The sequence below is a fragment of the Variovorax monticola genome (assembly GCF_051216855.1).
Classification (GTDB): Bacteria; Pseudomonadota; Gammaproteobacteria; order Burkholderiales; family Burkholderiaceae_C; genus Variovorax.
Genome location: NZ_JBPJZP010000006.1, coordinates 242,883 through 260,359, shown reverse-complemented (window position 1 = coordinate 260,359; position 17,477 = coordinate 242,883). Strand labels below are relative to the sequence as shown.

The following is a 17,477-nucleotide window of genomic DNA, read 5'->3' as shown; positions in this document are numbered from 1 at the left end:
TGCCTTCCTTGTTGTGTTTGTCTTGCAGGTCTTCGTGTCGCGGGGCGCTTCGGCGAACCGCCGGGTCAGAACGGGCGGTCGCCGGCCACCGTGGTGCGGTGCATCACGCGGCGGTACACGTTGTCTTCGTACGGCGTGGCGCGGTGCATGGTGCAGCGGTTGTCCCACACCAGCAGGTCGCCCGCGAGCCACTTGTGGCGGTAGCTGAACGCGGGCGAAATCGCGTGCGCATTCAGCTCGGCCAGCAGCGCCGTGCTTTCGTCGGCGGGCAGGCCGTCGATCTGCTTGACCACGTCTTCGCCCACGTAGAGCGACAGGCGGCCGGTTTCGGGATGCGTGCGCACCAGCGGGTGCACCACGTCGGGCGTGGCGGCCAGCTGCTCGGGCGTGAGCGGGTTGCGGTCTGCAAAGGCCTTGCCGTAGTAGTTGGCGTAGCTGTGCGTGGCCGTCATGGGGCGGATGCGCGCCTTGGTGCCGTCGTCCAGCGCCTCATAGGCGGCGTGCATCGAGGCGAAGAAGGTGTCGCCTTCCACCGGCGGCACTTCCAGCGCGTAGAGCAGCGCGCCCATCGAGGGCTCGGCCTTGTACGACAGGTCGGAGTGCCAGTTCCAGCCCTCCTTGTGGTTGCCGATGGGCTTGCCGTTTTCCGACACGTTCGACAGCACGTAAACCTCGGGGTGCTCCTTCTTCAGGAACTGCGTGAGCACGTGGCCCAGCAGCGGGCCGAAGCGGCGCGAGAACGCCACGTGCTGCGACTCGTTGAAGTGCTGACCGCGAAACAGCAGCACAGAGCGCTGGTTGAGCGTGTCGCGCAGCACGGCGAAGTCCGCGTCGCTCACGGGTTCGCGCAGGTCCAGCCCCGTGACTTCGGAGCCGATGAAGGAGGTGAGGTTCTCGAGTTGCATGGTCGAAATGTTCTCTGGGGGGAAGATGAAAAGAACGGCTTTCAGAGCCTGTAGTCGGGCTGCGTGCGCGCCAGCATGCGCAGGAACGCAGGCCATTCGCGCGTGCCGGGCGGCAGGATGTCGCCGGCGAATTCGGTGAACTGGCGCGCCGCCAGCGCGCTCACTTCGGGCTGCGGGTACACCAGCGATTCGCCGGGCGCCACGCCACCTTGCGCAAGCAGCTGCACCTTGGCCGCCTTCTCGAAGTAGTACATGAGGATGAAGGCCTCGGGAATCGTGCGGCCCACGGTCAGGATGCCGTGGTTGCGCAAGACCAGGGTGTTGTGCGGGCCCAGGTCGCGCACCAGCCGCTCGCGCTCGCCGGTTTCCAGCGCCACGCCTTCGTAGTCGTGGAACGCGGTGTGGCCCTGGTAGCGCATCGCGAACTGGCTCAGCGGCGAAAGGCCGTTCGGCATGGCCGCGATGGCGGTGCCCGCGTCGGAGTGCGTGTGCAGCACGCACAGCGCGTCGGGCCGGCCCGCATGAATGGCACTGTGAATCACGAAGCCGGCCTGGTTGACCTCGGCCTCGGTGTCGTCGATCTTGTGGCCGTCCAGGTCGATCTTCACCAGCGAAGACGCCGTCACTTCCGAGAACAGCAGCCCATACGGGTTGATCAGGAAGTGATGTTCCGGCCCCGGCACGCGTGCCGAGATGTGGTTGTAGATGAGGTCGTCCATGCCGAAGTGCGCCACCAGCCGGTAGCAGGCGGCCAGCTGCACGCGCAGCTCGTCTTCGGTGTCGGGGTAGGCCGCGGGGTTGGTCTTGATCGCCATCAGCGCCACCACACCAGTTTCTGGTCGATCCAGATGAGCAAGCCATAGAAGACCATGCTCGCCACCGATGCGACCAGCACCGCCGACCACACGCTCAGCAGGTCGACCTGCTGCGTCGATTCGTAGATCATTCGCCCGAGCCCCGCATAGGCGCCCAGCATCTCGCCGACGATCGCGACGATCATGCTGCGCGGCACGCCGATGCGCAGGGCCGTCACCACCGAGGGCATGGCCACCGGCAGGCGCAGGCGCCACACGATCTTCATGGGCCCTGCGCCGAAGCTGCGCATCAGGTTCACCGCCGCGAGGTCGGCCTGCTTCAGGCCGTGCAGCGCGTTCACCAGCATGGTGAAGCCGACCGCCAGCGCCACCAGCGCGATCTTCGAGGCCGCACCCAAACCGAACCAGATCAGGAACAGCGGCGCATAGGCCACCGTGGGCACCGCGTTCACCGCCACCGCCAGCGGCATCACGATGCGCTCCAGCGGCGGTGCCAGCAGCAGCGCCACGGCCAGCAGCAAGCCCAGCACGCTGCCCAGCGCATAGCCGCCGAGCGCCTCGCCCAGCGTGGCCAGCAGCGCGGCCATCAGGCGGGCCGTGTCGGTGAACGCGTGCTGCACGATCGCGCCCAGGCTGGGCAGCACGAAGGGAGGAATCCTGAACAACAGGATTGCGCCTTCCCACACCGCCAGCAGCACGACGATGCTCAGCAGCACCGGCACCGCGCGCGACGCCGTCAACCGTTGCTTCATGGAAGCCTTCAACTTTCGCTGCGCCACCATACGAGCCTCCTTTCCACGAAGGTGAGCAGCCCGTACAGCAGCGCACCCATGAGCCCGCAGGCAAACATCACCACCCACAGGCGCACCACGAGGTCGGCGTTCATCGCTTCCATGAGCATCACGCCCAGGCCCACGGTTTCGCCGAACCACTCGCCCACCACCGAGCCGATGAGGCTCAGGCCGATGGCCACGCGCAGCCCCACCATGATCTGCGGCAGCGCCGAGGGCACGGCCAGCTTGAAGAACATCACGAAGTGGTTGGCGCCGAAGCTGCGCATCAGCGCAATGCGCTGCGGGTCGCACGACTTCAGCCCGCGCAGCGTGTTCACCGTGACGGGAAAGAACGTCAGGAAGAACGCGGTCATCACCTTGGCCAGCAGCGAGTTGCCGAACCAGATGACGATGAGCGCACCGAAGGCCACCACCGGCACCGTCTGCGACACCACGAACAGCGGGAACACCGAGCGCTCCATCCAGCGCGAATAGGTGAACACGGTGCCGCAGAGGCAGCCGAACACCGCGCCCATGGCAAAGCCCAGCACGGTTTCGAGCAGCGTGCGGCCGAAGCCGCGCGCCAGCTGAGGCCACACCGACCAAGCGTCCTGCGCGATGGCGCTGAGCGCCGGCAGGTAGCGCGGCGACGGCGCGAAGGCGTGCACGCACAGCTCCCACACCAGCGCCAGGCCCACGAAGGCCAGCGCGGGCGAGCGCAGGGCGCGCTGCAGGTGTGCGTTCACGAGGCGGTGCCCTCCTGCGCGAAGGTCTTCTGGCTTTCTTCCTCGATCTCGGCCAGCAGCCGCTGCTTCAGGCCGATGAACTCGGGCGTGAGCACCACCGACGGGTCGCGCGGGCGCGGCAGGTCGATCACGGTTTCGCTCTTTATGGTGCCGGGGCGCGCCGTCATCACCAGCACCCTGTCGCCGAGCAGGATGGCCTCGTCGATGTCGTGCGTGATGAAGAGCACCGTGCGGCGGTGGCGCGCCCACAGCTCCAGCAGCCAGTGCTGCATGCGGGTGCGCGTGAGCGCGTCGAGTGCGCCGAAGGGTTCGTCGAGCAGCATCAGGTCGCGCTCGAACAAGAAAGTGCGCATCAGCGCCACGCGCTGGCGCATGCCGCCCGAGAGCTGGTGCGGGTGGTGGTCGGCGAAGCCGGCCAGGCCGAACTCCGGCAGCATGGCGCGGGCGCGTTCGCGCGCCTCCTTGCGCGTCACGCCTTCCACCTCGAGCGCGAGGATGGCGTTGTCCAGCACGGTGCGCCACGGAAACAGCAGGTCGCGCTGCGGCATGAACGACACCTTGCCCAGCAGCTGGCCGTCGCGCTGCGGCGCGCCGCCGAACAGCAGGGAGCCGTCGTCGTCGGGCGGCAGCAGGCCCGCGATCATGTTGAAGAGCGTCGACTTGCCGCAACCCGAGGGGCCCACGAGCGTGACGAACTCGCTCTTCGCGATCCGCAGGTTGACACCCGACACCGCGACGGTCTGGGCCTGCGCGTCGCCGAAGCGCTTCCACACGTTGACCAGTTCGAGCATGGGCGGCGCCGCGTCGGGCGCGGCGGGCGGCGTCACTTCGTGAGGCATGAATTTCATGGCGTCAGGGGTCGCGGTGCGGCTCAGAACTTCTTGTCGGCAGCAGGCACCTGCGTCCAGAAGCTGGCGTCGTAGGCCTTCGACAGGTCGGCCGGTGCCTTCAGCGCCTTGTAGCCCACGAGCTGCGTCTGCATCTTCTCGACGGTCGGCAGGTCGATGGCCAGGATGCCGTCGGTGCCGCCCTTGCCGGCCTTCACGAGCTTCTCGAACTCGTCGAGCATGGCTTCCTGGTGCGGGCGGTTCAGGCTGGGCGAGGCGGCCATGATGATGTCGATGGCCTCCTTCTTGTTCTGCAGCGCGTACTTCCAGCCCTTGACGGTGGCGTTCATGAAGGCCTGCACCTGCTGCGGCTTCTCGTTGCGGTACTTCTCGGACACCAGCACGGTGTCTTGCTGCACCACCACGCCGTAGTCGTCGGGCTTGATGAGCACCAGCTTGTCGCCCAGGCCCTGCTCTTTCAGCGTGTTGAGCTCGTTGTAATACGTGGCGGCGGCCACGTCGAACTGCTTCTCGACGAAGGGGGCCAGCGAGCCCGACTGCGGCACGATGGTCAGGTCGGCCTGCTTCACGCCGGCCGAGGCCAGCATCGAGTACAGCGTGTACTGCGTGCCTGTGAACCAGGTGGCCACCTTCTTGCCCGCGAAGTCCTGCACCTTGGTGATGCCCGAGTCCTTGTAGGCGACGTAGGTGAAGGGCGTCTTCTGCACGGTCACGCCGATGCACACCAGCGGCAGGCCCTTTTCGCGGGCGAGCAGCACGGTCTCGGTGCCGCCGGCCAGGCCGAAGGTGTCGTTACCCGAGGCCACCAGCGTCTCGACGTTGAGGTTGGGGCCGCCGGGGTTGATCGTCAGGTCGAGGCCGGCCTGGTCGTAGAAGCCCTTGGCCTTGGCCACGTAGAAGCCGGCGAACTGGGCCTGCGCCAGCCACTTCAGGCGCAAGGACACCTTTTCGGCGGCGGAGGCCGGCAGGGCCGACAGAAGGGCCATCGACGCAGCGACGGCAGCCAGGAGACGCAAGGACTTGAAAGACATGTTGAAAGCCTCTTGAATACAAAAAACTCTTTAAGCAGTATCCATGCCATGCGATTCCAGGGGGTTTTTGGCCTCAAGACGCCGAAATTGGCCCGGAACATGCACCGGCGTGCACCTCTTGCCCCAATTCGAACCCTCATGAACCGAATCCATGCGCTGACCGATCTTTCCGCGCGACAGGCCGCCGAGCAGATGTCCAGCGGCGATCTGCGTGCCGCCGACTACGCACAGGCGCTGCTGGAACGCGCCGAAGCCACCGTGTCTTTCGGCGCCCTGCTGCACGTCGAACCCGACGCGCTGTTGGCGTCCGCCGCGTCACTGGATGCAGGACCCCGCCCCGCGCCCGGCACCCTGCCCCTGTACGGCGTGCCGCTGGCCTTCAAGGACAACATCGACGTCGCTGGCATGCCCACCACCGCCGGCAGCCCGTGGATGGCCGACCACCGCCCGCGCATCCACGCCGGCGTGACACAGCGGTTGCTGGACGCGGGCGCGCTCGTGCTCGGCAAGACCAACCTGCACGAGTGGTCGCAAGGCGTCACCGGCCACAACCACGGCTTCGGGCCCTCGCGCAACCCGTTCGATGCGGCGCGCATCACGGGCGGCTCCAGCGGCGGCAATGCAGCGCTGCTGGCCCTGCGGGCCGTGCCGGCGGCCATCGGCACCGACACCGGCGGCTCGGTGCGCGTGCCGGCCGCGCTGTGCGGCCTGGTGGGCTTTCGCCCGACCGTGTACCGCTGGCCGGACGAAGGGCTGGTGCCCATCTCGCCGACCTTCGACACGGCCGGCGTGATGGCGCGCTGCGTGGACGACTGCGTGCTGGTCGACCACGCAGTGGCTGGCGGCCCGTTGCGCATCGCCGCCACACCGCTGGCAGGCGTGCGCCTCGGCGTGCCCGAGGCTTATTTCTGGCAAGACGTCGATCCGCCCGTGGCCGGCCTGGCCCGCGAAAGCCTGGAGCGGCTGCGCGCCGCGGGCGCGGTGCTGGTGCCGTGCGACCTCACCGAAGCCGGCGCGCTGTTCCAGCAAGGATCGATGTCGATCTCCCTCTACGAGATCCTTCCCGCGCTGGCCGCCTACTTCGCGCGCCACGACCGACCCTTCGACGCCCGCGCGCTCACCGACGCCGTGGCCAGCCCCGACGTACGCCCGCTGTTCGAGCGCCTGTTCGGCGACACCGCCGTCACGCCCGAGGCCTACGCACACGCGCTGCACACCCTGCGCCCGCGCATGCAGGCGGCCTACCGCGAATGTTTCGCCCGGCACGACCTGGCGGCGCTGGTGTTCCCGACCAGCCCGCTGACCGCCGCGCGCATCGGCGAGGACGTGGAAGTCACGCTGTGCGGCCGCCCGGCCTCCGCCTTCTCGGCCTACATCCGCAACACCGGCCCGGCGGGCATGGCCGGGCTTCCGGCGCTGAGCCTGCCGATGGGCCTCACCTTCGACGGCCTGCCCGCCGGGCTGGAACTGACGGGCGCGGCAGGCGACGACACGGCCCTGCTCGCGCTGGCACTGGGTGTGGAAGCCGTGCTGCCACCGCCCCCTGTCGCTGCGGTTGTGCAGAAGTTGGCAAACGGCTGAAACGGGCGTCGCTAAAACACTACGTGGCTTCGCGTAACAAGCCTTCACGGCAGGGGGTGGGATCGGCGATGCTCGATGCATGCCCATCGCAACCCCTGCCACTCCAGCACCGCCGCGCAGGCCCCTGCGCCCGGGCTGGCGCAACGCCGCGCTGATCTACACGGTCACCGGCGTGGTGTGCCTGCTGGCCAGCGCGGTGGCGCCGGACAGCGACGTGGGCATGCTCGTGGCCATCGCGGGCGGGCTGCCCTGGTCGCTGAGCCTGCTCACGCTGGGCCTGTCGCCGGGCGTGGCCAGCACCGCGCTGGCGATGCTGGCCGCGAGCTGGGCGGTCAATGCCGGGCTGCTGTGGTGGCTGGCACTGCGGCGCCCGCGTCCACCGCGCCACCCGGCGCCGTCGCACCTGACGTAACGCCGGCTTCTTCCAGCCCCAGGTAGGCGCGCCGCAACTCCGGGCGCGCCATCAGTTCCTCCGGGCGGCCCAGCGCGACGATGCGCCCTTCTTCCAGCACCGCGGCGCGCTCGGCCACGTCCATCGCCATGCCCACGTTCTGCTCCACCAGCAGCACCGCGATGCCCTCGGCATGGATGCGCCGGATGGCGGTGAACATGTCGAGCACCACGCTCGGCGCCAGGCCCAGCGAAGGCTCGTCGAGCAGCAGCAACTTGGGGCGCGCCATGAGCGCACGGCCGATGGCCACCATCTGCTGCTGGCCACCCGACAGCGAGCCGGCCGGCTGCGACAGCTTTTCCTTCAGCGCGGGGAACAGCGTGCACACATGCTCCATCGAGCGCGTGCGCTCCAGGCGCGCCGCGCGCAGGTAGCTGCCCAGCTCCAGGTTCTCGCGCACCGTCATCTCGGTGAACAGGCGCCGCCCCTCGGGCACCAGCGCGATGCCCTGCGCGCAGAAGCGATGCGGCGCCAGGCGGGAGATGTCCTGCCCTTCGAAGCGCATGCGCCCCGCGCCGATGCGGTGCAGCCCCGCCACGGCGTTGATGAGCGTGCTCTTGCCCGCGCTGTTGGGCCCGACGATGCACAGCAGCTCGCCCTTGCCGATGGACAGCGACACGTCCCACAGCGCGGTCGCCTGCCCGTAGGCGACACGGATGGCTTCGAGTTCAAGCATGGGCGAGCTCCCTTTCGATGCCGGTGGCCGGCGGCGTGTGCTGCGGTGCCGCTTCGGGCGACATCGCCTGCCCCAGGTAGGCCGACACCACCTCGGGGCGCTGCATCACGTCGTGCGGCGCGCCTTCGGCCAGCACCTCGCCGCGGTTGAACACCACGATGCGGTCGCACAGCGCCATCACCGCGCGCATCACGTGCTCGACGAAGACGATGGTCGCGCCCTGGTCGCGAATGCGGCGAATGAGCGCCACGGCCTCGTCGATTTCCGACGGCGTGAGGCCCGACAGCACCTCGTCGAGCATCAGCACCTGCGGCCGCGAGGCCAACGCCCGCGCGAACTCCAGGAACTTGCGCTGGTGCAGGTTCAGCTCGGCCGGCAAGGCGTGCGCGCGCTCGGTGAGGCCGGTGAAGGCCAGCCACTGCCACGCCTCGGCCTCGGCCGTGCGGCGGTCGAGCGCGGCGGCACCGAACATCGCGGGCAGCGCCACGTTCTCCAGCACCGTGAGGTGCGCGAAGGGCCGCGGGATCTGGTACGTGCGCGCAATGCCGCCCTGCGCGATGCGGTGCGCCGGCACGCCGGAGATGCGCCGTCCCTCGAACTCGATGAGCCCGGCCGTCACCGCGTAGTGCCCGCTCGCGACATTGATGAAGGTCGACTTGCCCGAGCCGTTGGGCCCCAGCAGCCCGAGGATCTCGCCGCGCCGCACTTCGAGGCTCACGCCGCGCAGCGCGTGCACGCCCTTGAAGGACTTGCGCACGCCTTCGGCACGAAGGAGCACCTCGCCGGCGATGCCGGTGATGCCGGCGGGCTTCTTCGCTTCGGCGGCCACAGGCGCAAGGGCCGGCGCCGAAGAAGCCGCAGGCGCGCCGCGCCTCGCGCCCCACCACTTCAGCACCTGCCCCAGCAGACCTTGCGGCATGAACAGGATCACCACGATCAGCACCAGCCCCGTCAGGCCCTTGCCGATGATCGCGCTGTCGCCGCCCGTGAAGGCGTAGAGCAGCAGCGTGATCGCCGTCGCGCCGACGATGGGCCCGGCCCAGTGCCGCGTGCCGCCGAGCACCGCCATCAGCACCACGGTGAGCGGCATCGCGATGGTGAAGGTGTCGCCCGTGGTCACGTACGAGATGAAGAGCGCATGCACCCCGCCCACCACGCCCGCCAGCCCGCACGACAGCGCGAAGGCCCCGAGCTTGTAGCGGTAGGTGGGCACGCCCATCACCTCGGCCACGTCTTCGTCGTCATGGATGGCGAACAGCCCCGTGCCGAAGCGCGAGTGGTACACCGCCAGCGCGGCCAGCACCGTGACCACGGCCACGCTCAAGGCCAGCAGGTAGAAGGTGCCCGAGGCGGTCGGCCCGATCTGCGGCACGGCCACCGCGCTCATGTACACGCCCGGGCCGCCGTCGATGGGCGTGTTCAGGATGATGGTCGCCACCACGAAGGTGGCGGCCAGCGTGAGCAGCGAGAACAGCTCGGCGCGCACCGCCTGCACGCGAAAGGCCACCGCGCCCAGCAGCGTGCCGGCCAGCGCGGCCACCACGGCGGCGGCCGGCAGCGTCCACAGAAAGGGCACGTCGAAGCGCGTCGCCAGCGTGGCCGTGGTGTACATGCCGATGCCGAAGAACGCCCCGTGCCCGAACGAAAAATACCCCGAATAGCCCGACAGCAGGTTCCACGACGTGGCCAGCGCCACCCAGTGCAGCACCAGGTAAAGAATGGATTCGTAGAACGCCGGCAGCCCGAGCCACGGCACCACGGCCAGCCCCGCGCCGGCCGCAAGAATCAGCAGGACCGAGCGCTTCATGCCACCCTCCCCGGCCGCACCAGCAGCACGAACATCAGCAGCGAGAACGACACCAGCGGCGCCCACGAGGGCGCGGTCACGGTCATGGTCACGGCCTCGGTCACGCCGATGATGCAGCCGGCAATCAGCGGCCCGAGCGGGCGGCCCAGGCCGCCCAGCATCACGGCCGCGAACACCACGCCGATCCACGCGTAGATCTGCGAGGGCGACAACGTGTACGCCAGCGCAATGCACACACCCGCCACGCCGGCCAGCGCCGCGTTCAGGCCCGAGAGCATCAGCGCCAGCGCGTGCTGGTTCACGCCGAAGGCGGCGGCAATGGGCGCGTCTTCGGCCGCGGCGCGCATCGCCTTGCCCAGGTCGGTGCGGCGCAGCGCGAGCCACACCGCCAGCGAAATGCCCACGCCCAGCCCCAGCGTGATGAGCTCGGGCACCGGCAGGTACAGCGGGCCGATCTGCAGCTTGTGCTCCGCGTAGCTCGACTCCAGCTTGCGGTAGTCGGCCGTCCAGGTCCACTGCAGCAGCGCCTCGATGATCACGGTGATGCCGAAGGTGACCAGCAGCGAGTTGAACGGGCTCACCCGAAAGCGCGTGAGCACCCAGTGCAGCGCCGCGCCCAGCACGAAGAACAACGGCACGATGACCACCAGCGTCAGCAGCGGGTCGACGCCGCGATGGCTCGACAGTTCGTACGTGAGGTAGGCGCCCAGAAAGGCGAGCGCGAAGTGCGCCAGGTTGATCTGCCGCAGCATGCCCCACGACAGGCTGAGGCCGAGCCCCAGCAAGCCGTAGAGCGCCCCGGTGAACAGGCCCGCCAGAATGGACTGGGCCAGCAGCGTGGCACTGGGAAAGCTCATCAGCCGGTCACTCCGCGCGTCTGCAGCTTGGCGCCGGGGGCGGCCCACTCCTTGGGCCACACCACCACCCACTTGCCGTTCTGCACCTGCTTCACCTTGCCGAGGTCGTCGCCGAAGTTGCCGCGCTCGTTGAAGCGCAGCTTGCCCTGGATGGTGTCGACCTTGTTGGCGCGCAGCCAGGTGGCCATGGCCTTGTCGTCCAGGCCCTGGGTCGCGACCACGGCGGCTTCGATGATCTGCCAGGCCGAGAACGAGGCCGCGGCCTGCGTCTCCACGGCCGTGTCGGGCATGCCGGCCTTGGCCGCGCGCTCGCGGTAGAGCTTGACGAAAGCGGCGGCGGTCGGGTTGTCGGTGAACGGTGGGTGGTCTTCGAAGATGGTGGTGGCCAGCGCGCCGTTGGCCTCGGGCGCCTTCAGCATCGGCGCGGGCGCGGGCACGTGATAGAAGTGATGCAGCGGTGCGTAGTCGATCTTCTTCATCGCATCGAGCAGCTGGTTGCCTTCCAGGCCGATGGCGCCGTTCCAGATGAAGTCGGGGTTGGCCTCCTTCAGCCGGCCCGCGATGGGGCCGAAGTCGCGGTTGCCGAAGTCCCACTCCAGGAACAGCACTTCCTTCAGCCCGCGCTGCTTCGCCACCTCGCGCGCGCCCAGCGCCACGAAGTGCACCGACGGAAATTTGCTGGTGACGATGGCAATGGTCTTGGGCGGCTTGGGCGACGTGGCCAGCGCATCGAACACCGTGGCGGGCATCGTCTTCTCGGGGTCGGGGCCGAGCGACCAGGCGGGAAACTGCTGGTCGTACCTGGCCATGCTGGGAATGCCGAAGGTGTGGTGCACCAGCGTCTTGTTGTAGCGCTGGGCCACGCCCATGGCCGACAGAATGGCGCCGGTGGCATACGGGCCGATGAGCAGGTCGACCTTGTCGGCCGTGACCAGTTGCTCGTACAGCGTGCGCGCGAGGTCGGGCTTGGACTGGTCGTCCTTCAGCACCCACTCCACCGGCCGGCCCAGCAAGCCGCCGCGCTGGTTGAGCGACTCCACGTAGATTTCGCCCGTGAGCTTGTGCACCAGCCCCGTGGCCGAGAGCGGCCCGGTCAGCGCCAGCGTGCCGCCCACGCGAATGGGCTTGCCCGCGGGCTGCTGCGCGGCGGCGGTGCGGCTGAACAGCGCGCCGGTGCCGAGGGCACCGACAGCGCCGGCGGCCGCGACGAAGGAACGACGATCGATGCTCATTTTTTGTCTCCGGTGATGGTTCTTTTGCAAGCGCGGCGCGGTGCCTTGCTTCAGTCCCCGTCGACGACGGGGTTCGAAAGCAGGCCCACGCCCTCGATCTCCACCTCGCACACGTCGCCGGCCTTCATGAAGACCTGCGGCTTGCGCGCCAGGCCCACGCCCGAGGGGGTGCCGGCGATGATGATGTCGCCCGGCTGCAGCGCGAAGGGCTCGGAGCACACCGACACCAGCGTGGCCACGTCGAAGATCATGTCGCGCGTGTTGGCGTCCTGCAGCACCGTGCCGTTCAGGCGCGTCTGCAGCTTCAGGCCGGCGGCGCCCGCGGGCAGTTCGTCGGCGGTGACGAACTCGGGGCCGAAGGCGCCCGAGCGGTCGAAGTTCTTGCCCATCATCCATTGCGCGGACTTGAACTGGTAGTCGCGGATGGAGCCGTCGTTGAACACCGAGTAGCCCGCCACGTGGTTCAGCGCGTCGCCCTTCTTGATGTAGCGCCCGGCCTTGCCGATGACCACCAGCAGCTCGCCTTCGTAGTCGAACTGCGTGGACACGTGGGGGCGCACGATCGGCTGGTTGTGGCCGACCCACGACGACGCAAAGCGATGGAACAGCACCGGGTAGGTCGGCGGGTCGAACTTGCTTTCCGCCGCATGGTCGATGTAGTTGAGGCCGACCGCAATGGCCTTGGAAGGCGACTGCACGGGCGCCAGCCAGTCGATGTCGGACAGCGGCAGGCGCGTGCGCGCGGTGTCGCCCGCCTTCCTCGCGGCGGCCATGGCCTCGGGGCCGCCGCGCAGCAGTTCGTCGAGCGTGGCAGGCAGGCCTTCGGCCGTGAGGTTGACGACCTCTTTGTCGAGACGCAGGCCGAGGGCCGGCTTGCCGTGGTGGTTGAAGGCGAGAAGACGCATGGGAGTTCCTTGTGATGCGGGTTGCTTGAAAGAAGAAAGGCCGGTCTCAGGCCTTGGCTTTCGCCTCGGCCTCGACCTCGAAATTGGTGACGAAGTCCTCGGGCACCTTGGGGCCCCAGGCGTAGAAGGAGTCTTCGGGCGGATGGTCGGCATGGGGCCAGTCGAAGTCGCCGGGCACGAAGTCCATGTCGCAGGAGTACTCCGAGTAGCTGCCCCACGGGTCGCGCACGTAGTGGAAGTAGTTGGAGCCGAGCACGTGGCGCCCCACGCCCCAGCCGCGCACGTGGCCGGCGGCGTACATCTGCTCCATGCCGCGCCCGACCTCGTCGATGTCGGCGACGTCCCAGCTCAGGTGGTGCAGGCCGGGGCCGGTCGAATGCGCCATGGCGACCAGGTGGTGGTCGCTGCCGTGCGCGCCGTGCATGAAAACGATGAGGTCGCCCGAGCGGTCGGTCACGCGCAGGCCCAGGGCTTCCTCGAAGAAGCGCACCGCTTCGGCCACCCTGGCGCTGAACAGCAGGATGTGCGAGAGCCGGCGCGGGTGCACCTTCGGAATGCGCGCACGGTTCGGCGACGCCCCGGTGCCGACCGGCGCGCGCGGCCTCGGCACGGGCACGCTGCCGGCGTCGGGCGCGCTCTTGGCGGCCACGACGAGCTGCACCGGGTAGCCCTCCGGATGCAGCACCCACAGGCCGCGCTCGTCACCCAGCGCATGCGGTGCGCAGCGCGGCACGCCCAGGCGCTCGATGCGCGCGGCGATGGCGTCGAAGTCTTCCGCGAAGCAGGCAAAGCGCAGGTACTGCAGCTTCTTCACGCCGTTCGCCTGGAAGAGCGAACCCCAGGCGTGGGGATGGCTGGCCGTGTACAGGTCGAGCCGGTCGCCCTCGCGCTTCGGCTGCAGTCCGAAGGCCCCGTAGAAGCGCTCGGCCTCGTCCAGGTCGGGCACGGTGAAGACGAAGGCATCGAGCGAATGAACGCTGTGCAGCGCCGCGCGGTGCGGGCTTTTCTGGGTGCGAAGCTGGATCTCGGCCATGGGGGATGTCTCCGTTCGGCTGTCCACATCGGGACAAATAATATATTCTTTGGTCGTTAGTCTATTGTTTGGCTGTTTATCCATCATTAGGGTTAACAAGTAACATCGACCGTTTTTCGCGGTGCGACGGGAGTGCAATGAACGAGAAAACGAAGGGCCTCGGCCAGACGCGCCAGGTCTTTGCCGAGCTGCGCACGGCCATCGTGGGCGGGCGTCTGCTGCCGGGCTCCAAGCTCAACATCGCCGCGCTGGCGGAAGAGCTGGACGTGAGCGCGGGCGCGGTGCGCGAAGGGCTGGCCATGCTGGAGGCCGAGGCGCTGGTGGTGTCGGAGCCCGCGCGCGGCTACCTGGTGAGCCCGATTTCGCCGGAAGACCTCGAAGAACTGGTGAACGCGCGCATCGAGATCGAGAAGCTCTGCCTGGCCGAAGCCATTCGCCACGGCGACCTGGCCTGGGAAGGCAGCGTGGTCTCGGCGCACCACCGCCTGTCGCGGCTGGCCGAGCGCGACGCGGCCATGCCCACGGTGCTCAGCACCGAATGGACCGCGAGCCATGCGGAGTTTCACAACGCGCTGGTGTCGGGCTGCCCGAACGGCTGGCTGCTGCGCATGCACCAGATGCTCTACCAGCAGAGCGAGCGCTACCGGCAGTTGTCGGCGCCGCTGTCGAAAGAGTCGCGCGACGTGGGCGCCGAACACCAGGCGCTGCTGGATGCGGTGCTGAACCGCGACATCCAGGCCGCGCAGGCGCTGATGGGCGAGCACCTGCAGACGACCGGGCGGCTGCTGATGGCCGCGCTGAAGGCGAGCCCGCCCGTCGACCGGTAGCTTTCGCCGCATCGGCACCGGCTCGGCACCGTCGGCCGGGCGTTTGGGAAACTACGAGGCATCGCACCGACCGTTCGATGCGATCATTCCGCGCCGAATACCGCCCCCCGGCCCCCGGCCCGCACCGCGGGCCCCCTCTTCCCACAAAGGCTTTTTCTCGATGTTCCAGGACCTGCAAGTCAACGCGCCCCTCATCGGCGTTCCCGGCGGCCGCCATCTGCTCGACACCCCCGCGCTGCTGGTCGACCTGCCCGCCATGACGCGCAACATCGAACGCATGGCCGCCTTCGCCAAGGCACGCGGCGTCAACCTGCGCCCGCACGTGAAGACGCACAAGTCGGTCGAGATCGCGCGCCGCCAGGTGGCGGCCGGTGCCGTGGGCGTGAGCTGCGTCACGCTGGGCGAGGCCGAGGTGATGGTCGAGGGCGGCATTCCGGGCGTGCTGATCACCTCGCCGGCCGTCACACCGAGCAAGATCGCGCGGCTCATCAAGCTGGCGCAGCGCGCGCGCCCCGGCGACGTGATGGTGGTGGTCGACAACCCGCGCAACCTGGCCGACCTGGCGCAGGCCGCGAGCGGCCTCACGCATCCGCTGGACGTGCTGGTGGACTACGGCGCCGGCTACAACCGCACCGGTGCCGCCACGCAGGCGAAGGTGCTCGAACTCGCGGCGCTGGCGGCCGCCGAACCTCGCCTGCGGCTGCGCGGGCTGCAGTCGTATGCCGGCAACCTGCAGCACATCGCGGCGCGCGCCGAGCGCAGCGCCGCGGCGGCGGGCCTGCGCGAAACCGTGGCCGGCATCGTCGCGGGGGCGAAGCGCCAGGGGCTGCATTTCGAGATCGTCACCGGTGCGGGCACCGGCACGCACGACCTCGATTCGCAAGAGAACGCGTTCACCGAACTGCAGGCGGGCTCCTATGTGTTCATGGACGCGGAGTACACGCAGGTGCTCGCCGACGCCGGGCAGGCCTCGCCCTTCGAGGTGTCGCTGTTCGTGCAGGCGGCGGTGGTCAGCACCAACGCGCCCGACTGGGTCACGGTCGACGCGGGCACCAAGTGCTTCTCGACCGACAGCGGCGCGCCGCTGGTGGCGCGGGGCGTCGATGCATCAACCCGCTATGCCTTCTTCGGCGACGAGCACGGCAAGCTGATGGTGCCGCCAGGCGGGCGTCCCGCGCTGGGCGCGCGCGTCGAGTTCGTCACGCCGCACTGCGACCCGACGGTGAACCTGCACGACACGTACCACGTGGTCGACGGCGGCACGCTGGTGGGCATCTGGCCGGTGGACGCGCGCGGCAAGCGCTAGGGTCATCGCGCACGGCATAAGAAAACGCGAAAAGCGTATTTCACAAATGCCGCGGTGCAGGGGACAGTCGCCCGCCTGTTTCCCTTCTTTCCGGGCGCGCGTCATTGCCGCCCCCGCCCCCATGGAATCCACCCAAGAAACGACGCGCCCCGCAGCGCACGTCGCCAGCGCGCACGCGCCCGGCTCGCAACAACTCGCCGAGCGCTTCCGCCCCGTCTTCCAGCGCGTCGCCGAACGCGCGACGCAACGTGAAATCGACCGCGAGCTCGCCTACGAGCCCGTGGCGTGGCTCAACGCAGAGCGCTTCGGCGCGCTGCGCGTGCCGCTGGAGCACGGCGGCATCGGGGCGTCGGTCGAGCAGCTGTACGACCTGCTGATCGAACTCGGCGAGGCCGACTCCAACCTGCCGCAGATCCTGCGCGCGCACTTCGGCTTCATCGAGCGGCTGCTGGCGGAAATCGACCCCGCCCTGCACGGCCCGTGGATGCGCCTTGCAGCCGAAGGTGTGGTGTTCGGCAACGCCACCACGGAGCTCGGCGACGGCGCCATCGGCACCATGCAGACCACGCTCAGGCGCGACGAAGCGGGCGAAGGCGATGCATGGCTGCTCGACGGAGACAAGTACTACAGCACCGGCACGCTGTACGCCGACTGGATCGCGGTGTCGGCCCAGCGGCTGAACGGCGACGGCAGCAGCGACCGCGTGATTGCGCTGGTGCCGGCCGAGGCGCTGGGCGTGGAGCGCGTGGACGACTGGCGCGGCTTCGGCCAGCGGCTGACGGCCTCGGGCACCACGCGCTTTCGCAACGTGCGCGTGAAGCCCGAGAACGTGCTGCTCTATGTGCGCGACCAGCCCACGCCGATGACCGCGCACTTCCAGCTCACGCACCTGGCCACGCTGGCGGGCATTGCGCGCGCCATCGTGCGCGACGCGGTGGCCTTCGTGCAGCCGCGCAAGCGCGTCTACACCCACGGCAGCGGCAGCACGCCGCGCGAAGATCCGCTGGTGCAGCAGGTCATCGGGCAGCTCGCGAGCACGGCGTTCATCGCGGCGTCCACCGTGCAGGCGGTGGCGCGCGGGCTCGGCGAGATCGACCGCTACCGCGTGCGCGGCGAGACGGTTCCGGAAAGCCTGTTGTTCGAAGTGGAACTGAACACGGCCAAGGCGCAGGCCGGCATCGTCGATGCGGTGCTGCAGGCGGGCACGCGGCTGTTCGACATCGGCGGCGCCTCGGCGCTGCAGGAAGACCGGCGTCTCGACCGGCACTGGCGCAATGCACGCACCCTGGCCTCGCACAACCCGACGATCTACAAGGGCCGCGTGGTGGGCGATCACCTGCTGAACGGCGCCAGGCCGACTTTCTACTGGGCGGTGGGCGCGATCGCGTCCTGAAGCGCGGGGGTGCAGCGCTTAAAGTCTCCGGTCTTTCGACTGGACCCTTTCATGCGCCGACTGCTGCTTGCCCTTGTTCCCGTGGCCCTGGCCGCCTGCACCACACCCGTGACGGGGGTGGTCCGGCTGTACGACGGCATCCTGCGCGCCGGCAGCCAGCCCGAGGCCGAGGCCTACTGCCGCAAGGACGGGAATCCGATCCGCTTCCTGGAACAGGCCGATGCGCCGAACACGCCGGTGGCGCCGAGCGAGGGCGTGCTGTTCAGGTGCGATTGAGCGCGGACTGCGCCT

At 69.0% G+C, this 17,477-nt stretch carries 18 protein-coding genes; 6 read left to right on the top strand and 12 right to left on the bottom strand.

The annotated features are described in order from the left end of the window. Positions 1–65: 65 nt before the first annotated feature. Genes ACSFA5_RS22245 through ACSFA5_RS22220 form a run of 6 tightly spaced genes read right to left on the bottom strand, consistent with a single transcriptional unit; the run spans position 66 to position 5,118 of the window. Entirely contained in the window at positions 66–905 is an 840-nt protein-coding gene (locus ACSFA5_RS22245; protein WP_435446211.1) for a TauD/TfdA dioxygenase family protein, read from the bottom strand. 41 nt (positions 906–946) lie between these two features. Continuing rightward, a complete protein-coding gene (locus tag ACSFA5_RS22240) occupies positions 947–1,720 on the bottom strand; it encodes a class II aldolase/adducin family protein (RefSeq protein WP_435446210.1) in 774 nt (257 codons plus the stop codon). Then, positions 1,720–2,472 (bottom strand): ABC transporter permease, encoded by a 753-nt coding sequence (locus ACSFA5_RS22235; protein ID WP_435446209.1) that lies wholly within the window; start codon positions 2,470–2,472, stop codon positions 1,720–1,722. Before ACSFA5_RS22235 ends, ACSFA5_RS22240 begins: the two co-directional genes overlap by 1 nt. A gap of 8 nt (positions 2,473–2,480) precedes the next feature. Beyond that, complete coding sequence (locus ACSFA5_RS22230) at positions 2,481–3,239, bottom strand: ABC transporter permease (protein ID WP_435446208.1); 759 nt, start codon at positions 3,237–3,239, stop codon at positions 2,481–2,483. Beyond that, positions 3,236–4,087 (bottom strand): ABC transporter ATP-binding protein, encoded by an 852-nt coding sequence (locus tag ACSFA5_RS22225; protein WP_435446207.1) that lies wholly within the window; start codon positions 4,085–4,087, stop codon positions 3,236–3,238. Before ACSFA5_RS22225 ends, ACSFA5_RS22230 begins: the two co-directional genes overlap by 4 nt. Before the next feature lie 23 nt (positions 4,088–4,110). Beyond that, complete coding sequence (locus ACSFA5_RS22220; protein ID WP_435446206.1) at positions 4,111–5,118, bottom strand: ABC transporter substrate-binding protein; 1,008 nt, start codon at positions 5,116–5,118, stop codon at positions 4,111–4,113. 138 nt (positions 5,119–5,256) lie between these two features. Between ACSFA5_RS22220 and iaaH the strand changes: the two genes are divergently transcribed. Both iaaH and ACSFA5_RS22210 read left to right on the top strand, forming a co-directional pair. Beyond that, entirely contained in the window at positions 5,257–6,699 is a 1,443-nt protein-coding gene (gene iaaH / locus ACSFA5_RS22215; protein WP_435446205.1) for an indoleacetamide hydrolase, read from the top strand. A 79-nt stretch (positions 6,700–6,778) separates the two neighbouring features. Beyond that, a complete protein-coding gene (locus tag ACSFA5_RS22210; protein ID WP_435446204.1) occupies positions 6,779–7,111 on the top strand; it encodes a hypothetical protein in 333 nt (110 codons plus the stop codon). Here the strand turns inward: ACSFA5_RS22210 and ACSFA5_RS22205 are convergent. Genes ACSFA5_RS22205 through ACSFA5_RS22180 form a run of 6 tightly spaced genes read right to left on the bottom strand, consistent with a single transcriptional unit; the run spans position 7,032 to position 13,660 of the window. Next, complete coding sequence (locus ACSFA5_RS22205) at positions 7,032–7,826, bottom strand: ABC transporter ATP-binding protein (protein WP_435446203.1); 795 nt, start codon at positions 7,824–7,826, stop codon at positions 7,032–7,034. The two genes, ACSFA5_RS22210 and ACSFA5_RS22205, sit on opposite strands and share 80 nt — an antisense overlap. Next, entirely contained in the window at positions 7,819–9,633 is a 1,815-nt protein-coding gene (locus ACSFA5_RS22200) for a branched-chain amino acid ABC transporter ATP-binding protein/permease (RefSeq protein WP_435446202.1), read from the bottom strand. Before ACSFA5_RS22200 ends, ACSFA5_RS22205 begins: the two co-directional genes overlap by 8 nt. Continuing rightward, entirely contained in the window at positions 9,630–10,490 is an 861-nt protein-coding gene (locus tag ACSFA5_RS22195; protein WP_435446201.1) for a branched-chain amino acid ABC transporter permease, read from the bottom strand. The genes ACSFA5_RS22200 and ACSFA5_RS22195 overlap by 4 nt, the downstream gene beginning before the upstream one ends. Next, positions 10,490–11,722, bottom strand: coding sequence for an amino acid ABC transporter substrate-binding protein (locus tag ACSFA5_RS22190; RefSeq protein ID WP_435446200.1), 1,233 nt, complete (start codon positions 11,720–11,722; stop codon positions 10,490–10,492). Before ACSFA5_RS22190 ends, ACSFA5_RS22195 begins: the two co-directional genes overlap by 1 nt. 50 nt (positions 11,723–11,772) lie before the next feature. Continuing rightward, positions 11,773–12,627, bottom strand: coding sequence for a fumarylacetoacetate hydrolase family protein (locus tag ACSFA5_RS22185; RefSeq protein ID WP_435446199.1), 855 nt, complete (start codon positions 12,625–12,627; stop codon positions 11,773–11,775). Between the two features lie 46 nt (positions 12,628–12,673). Continuing rightward, the gene (locus tag ACSFA5_RS22180) at positions 12,674–13,660 is read right to left on the bottom strand and encodes a VOC family protein (RefSeq protein WP_435446198.1); all 987 of its coding nucleotides are present in this window, start codon (positions 13,658–13,660) and stop codon (positions 12,674–12,676) included. Positions 13,661–13,797: 137 nt separating this feature from the next. Here ACSFA5_RS22180 and ACSFA5_RS22175 point away from each other — a divergent pair, with 137 nt between their 5' ends. The 4 genes from ACSFA5_RS22175 (at position 13,798) to ACSFA5_RS22160 (ending at position 17,462) form a co-directional block, all read left to right on the top strand. Continuing rightward, complete coding sequence (locus ACSFA5_RS22175; protein WP_435446197.1) at positions 13,798–14,487, top strand: GntR family transcriptional regulator; 690 nt, start codon at positions 13,798–13,800, stop codon at positions 14,485–14,487. Positions 14,488–14,647: 160 nt separating this feature from the next. Next, positions 14,648–15,793, top strand: a complete 1,146-nt coding sequence (locus tag ACSFA5_RS22170) for a DSD1 family PLP-dependent enzyme (RefSeq protein WP_435446196.1) — start codon at positions 14,648–14,650, stop codon at positions 15,791–15,793. 121 nt (positions 15,794–15,914) lie between these two features. After that, positions 15,915–17,186: an acyl-CoA dehydrogenase family protein gene (locus ACSFA5_RS22165; protein ID WP_435446195.1), complete on the top strand. Its 1,272-nt coding sequence runs from the start codon at positions 15,915–15,917 to the stop codon at positions 17,184–17,186. Positions 17,187–17,237: 51 nt separating this feature from the next. Beyond that, entirely contained in the window at positions 17,238–17,462 is a 225-nt protein-coding gene (locus ACSFA5_RS22160; RefSeq protein WP_435446194.1) for a hypothetical protein, read from the top strand. Positions 17,463–17,477 lie beyond the last annotated feature (15 nt).

Bases quoted from the DNA above. Each gene is read 5' to 3' on its own strand.
- ACSFA5_RS22245 (WP_435446211.1), bottom strand. From the start codon at position 905: ATGCAACTCGAGAACCTCACCTCCTTCATCGGCTCCGAAGTCACGGGG.
- ACSFA5_RS22240 (WP_435446210.1), bottom strand. From the start codon at position 1,720: ATGGCGATCAAGACCAACCCCGCGGCCTACCCCGACACCGAAGACGAG.
- ACSFA5_RS22235 (WP_435446209.1), bottom strand. From the start codon at position 2,472: ATGAAGCAACGGTTGACGGCGTCGCGCGCGGTGCCGGTGCTGCTGAGC.
- ACSFA5_RS22225 (WP_435446207.1), bottom strand. From the start codon at position 4,087: ATGAAATTCATGCCTCACGAAGTGACGCCGCCCGCCGCGCCCGACGCG.
- ACSFA5_RS22220 (WP_435446206.1), bottom strand. From the start codon at position 5,118: ATGTCTTTCAAGTCCTTGCGTCTCCTGGCTGCCGTCGCTGCGTCGATG.
- iaaH (WP_435446205.1), top strand. From the start codon at position 5,257: ATGAACCGAATCCATGCGCTGACCGATCTTTCCGCGCGACAGGCCGCC.
- ACSFA5_RS22210 (WP_435446204.1), top strand. From the start codon at position 6,779: ATGCCCATCGCAACCCCTGCCACTCCAGCACCGCCGCGCAGGCCCCTG.
- ACSFA5_RS22205 (WP_435446203.1), bottom strand. From the start codon at position 7,826: ATGCTTGAACTCGAAGCCATCCGTGTCGCCTACGGGCAGGCGACCGCG.
- ACSFA5_RS22200 (WP_435446202.1), bottom strand. From the start codon at position 9,633: ATGAAGCGCTCGGTCCTGCTGATTCTTGCGGCCGGCGCGGGGCTGGCC.
- ACSFA5_RS22195 (WP_435446201.1), bottom strand. From the start codon at position 10,490: ATGAGCTTTCCCAGTGCCACGCTGCTGGCCCAGTCCATTCTGGCGGGC.
- ACSFA5_RS22190 (WP_435446200.1), bottom strand. From the start codon at position 11,722: ATGAGCATCGATCGTCGTTCCTTCGTCGCGGCCGCCGGCGCTGTCGGT.
- ACSFA5_RS22185 (WP_435446199.1), bottom strand. From the start codon at position 12,627: ATGCGTCTTCTCGCCTTCAACCACCACGGCAAGCCGGCCCTCGGCCTG.
- ACSFA5_RS22180 (WP_435446198.1), bottom strand. From the start codon at position 13,660: ATGGCCGAGATCCAGCTTCGCACCCAGAAAAGCCCGCACCGCGCGGCG.
- ACSFA5_RS22175 (WP_435446197.1), top strand. From the start codon at position 13,798: ATGAACGAGAAAACGAAGGGCCTCGGCCAGACGCGCCAGGTCTTTGCC.
- ACSFA5_RS22170 (WP_435446196.1), top strand. From the start codon at position 14,648: ATGTTCCAGGACCTGCAAGTCAACGCGCCCCTCATCGGCGTTCCCGGC.
- ACSFA5_RS22165 (WP_435446195.1), top strand. From the start codon at position 15,915: ATGGAATCCACCCAAGAAACGACGCGCCCCGCAGCGCACGTCGCCAGC.
- ACSFA5_RS22160 (WP_435446194.1), top strand. From the start codon at position 17,238: ATGCGCCGACTGCTGCTTGCCCTTGTTCCCGTGGCCCTGGCCGCCTGC.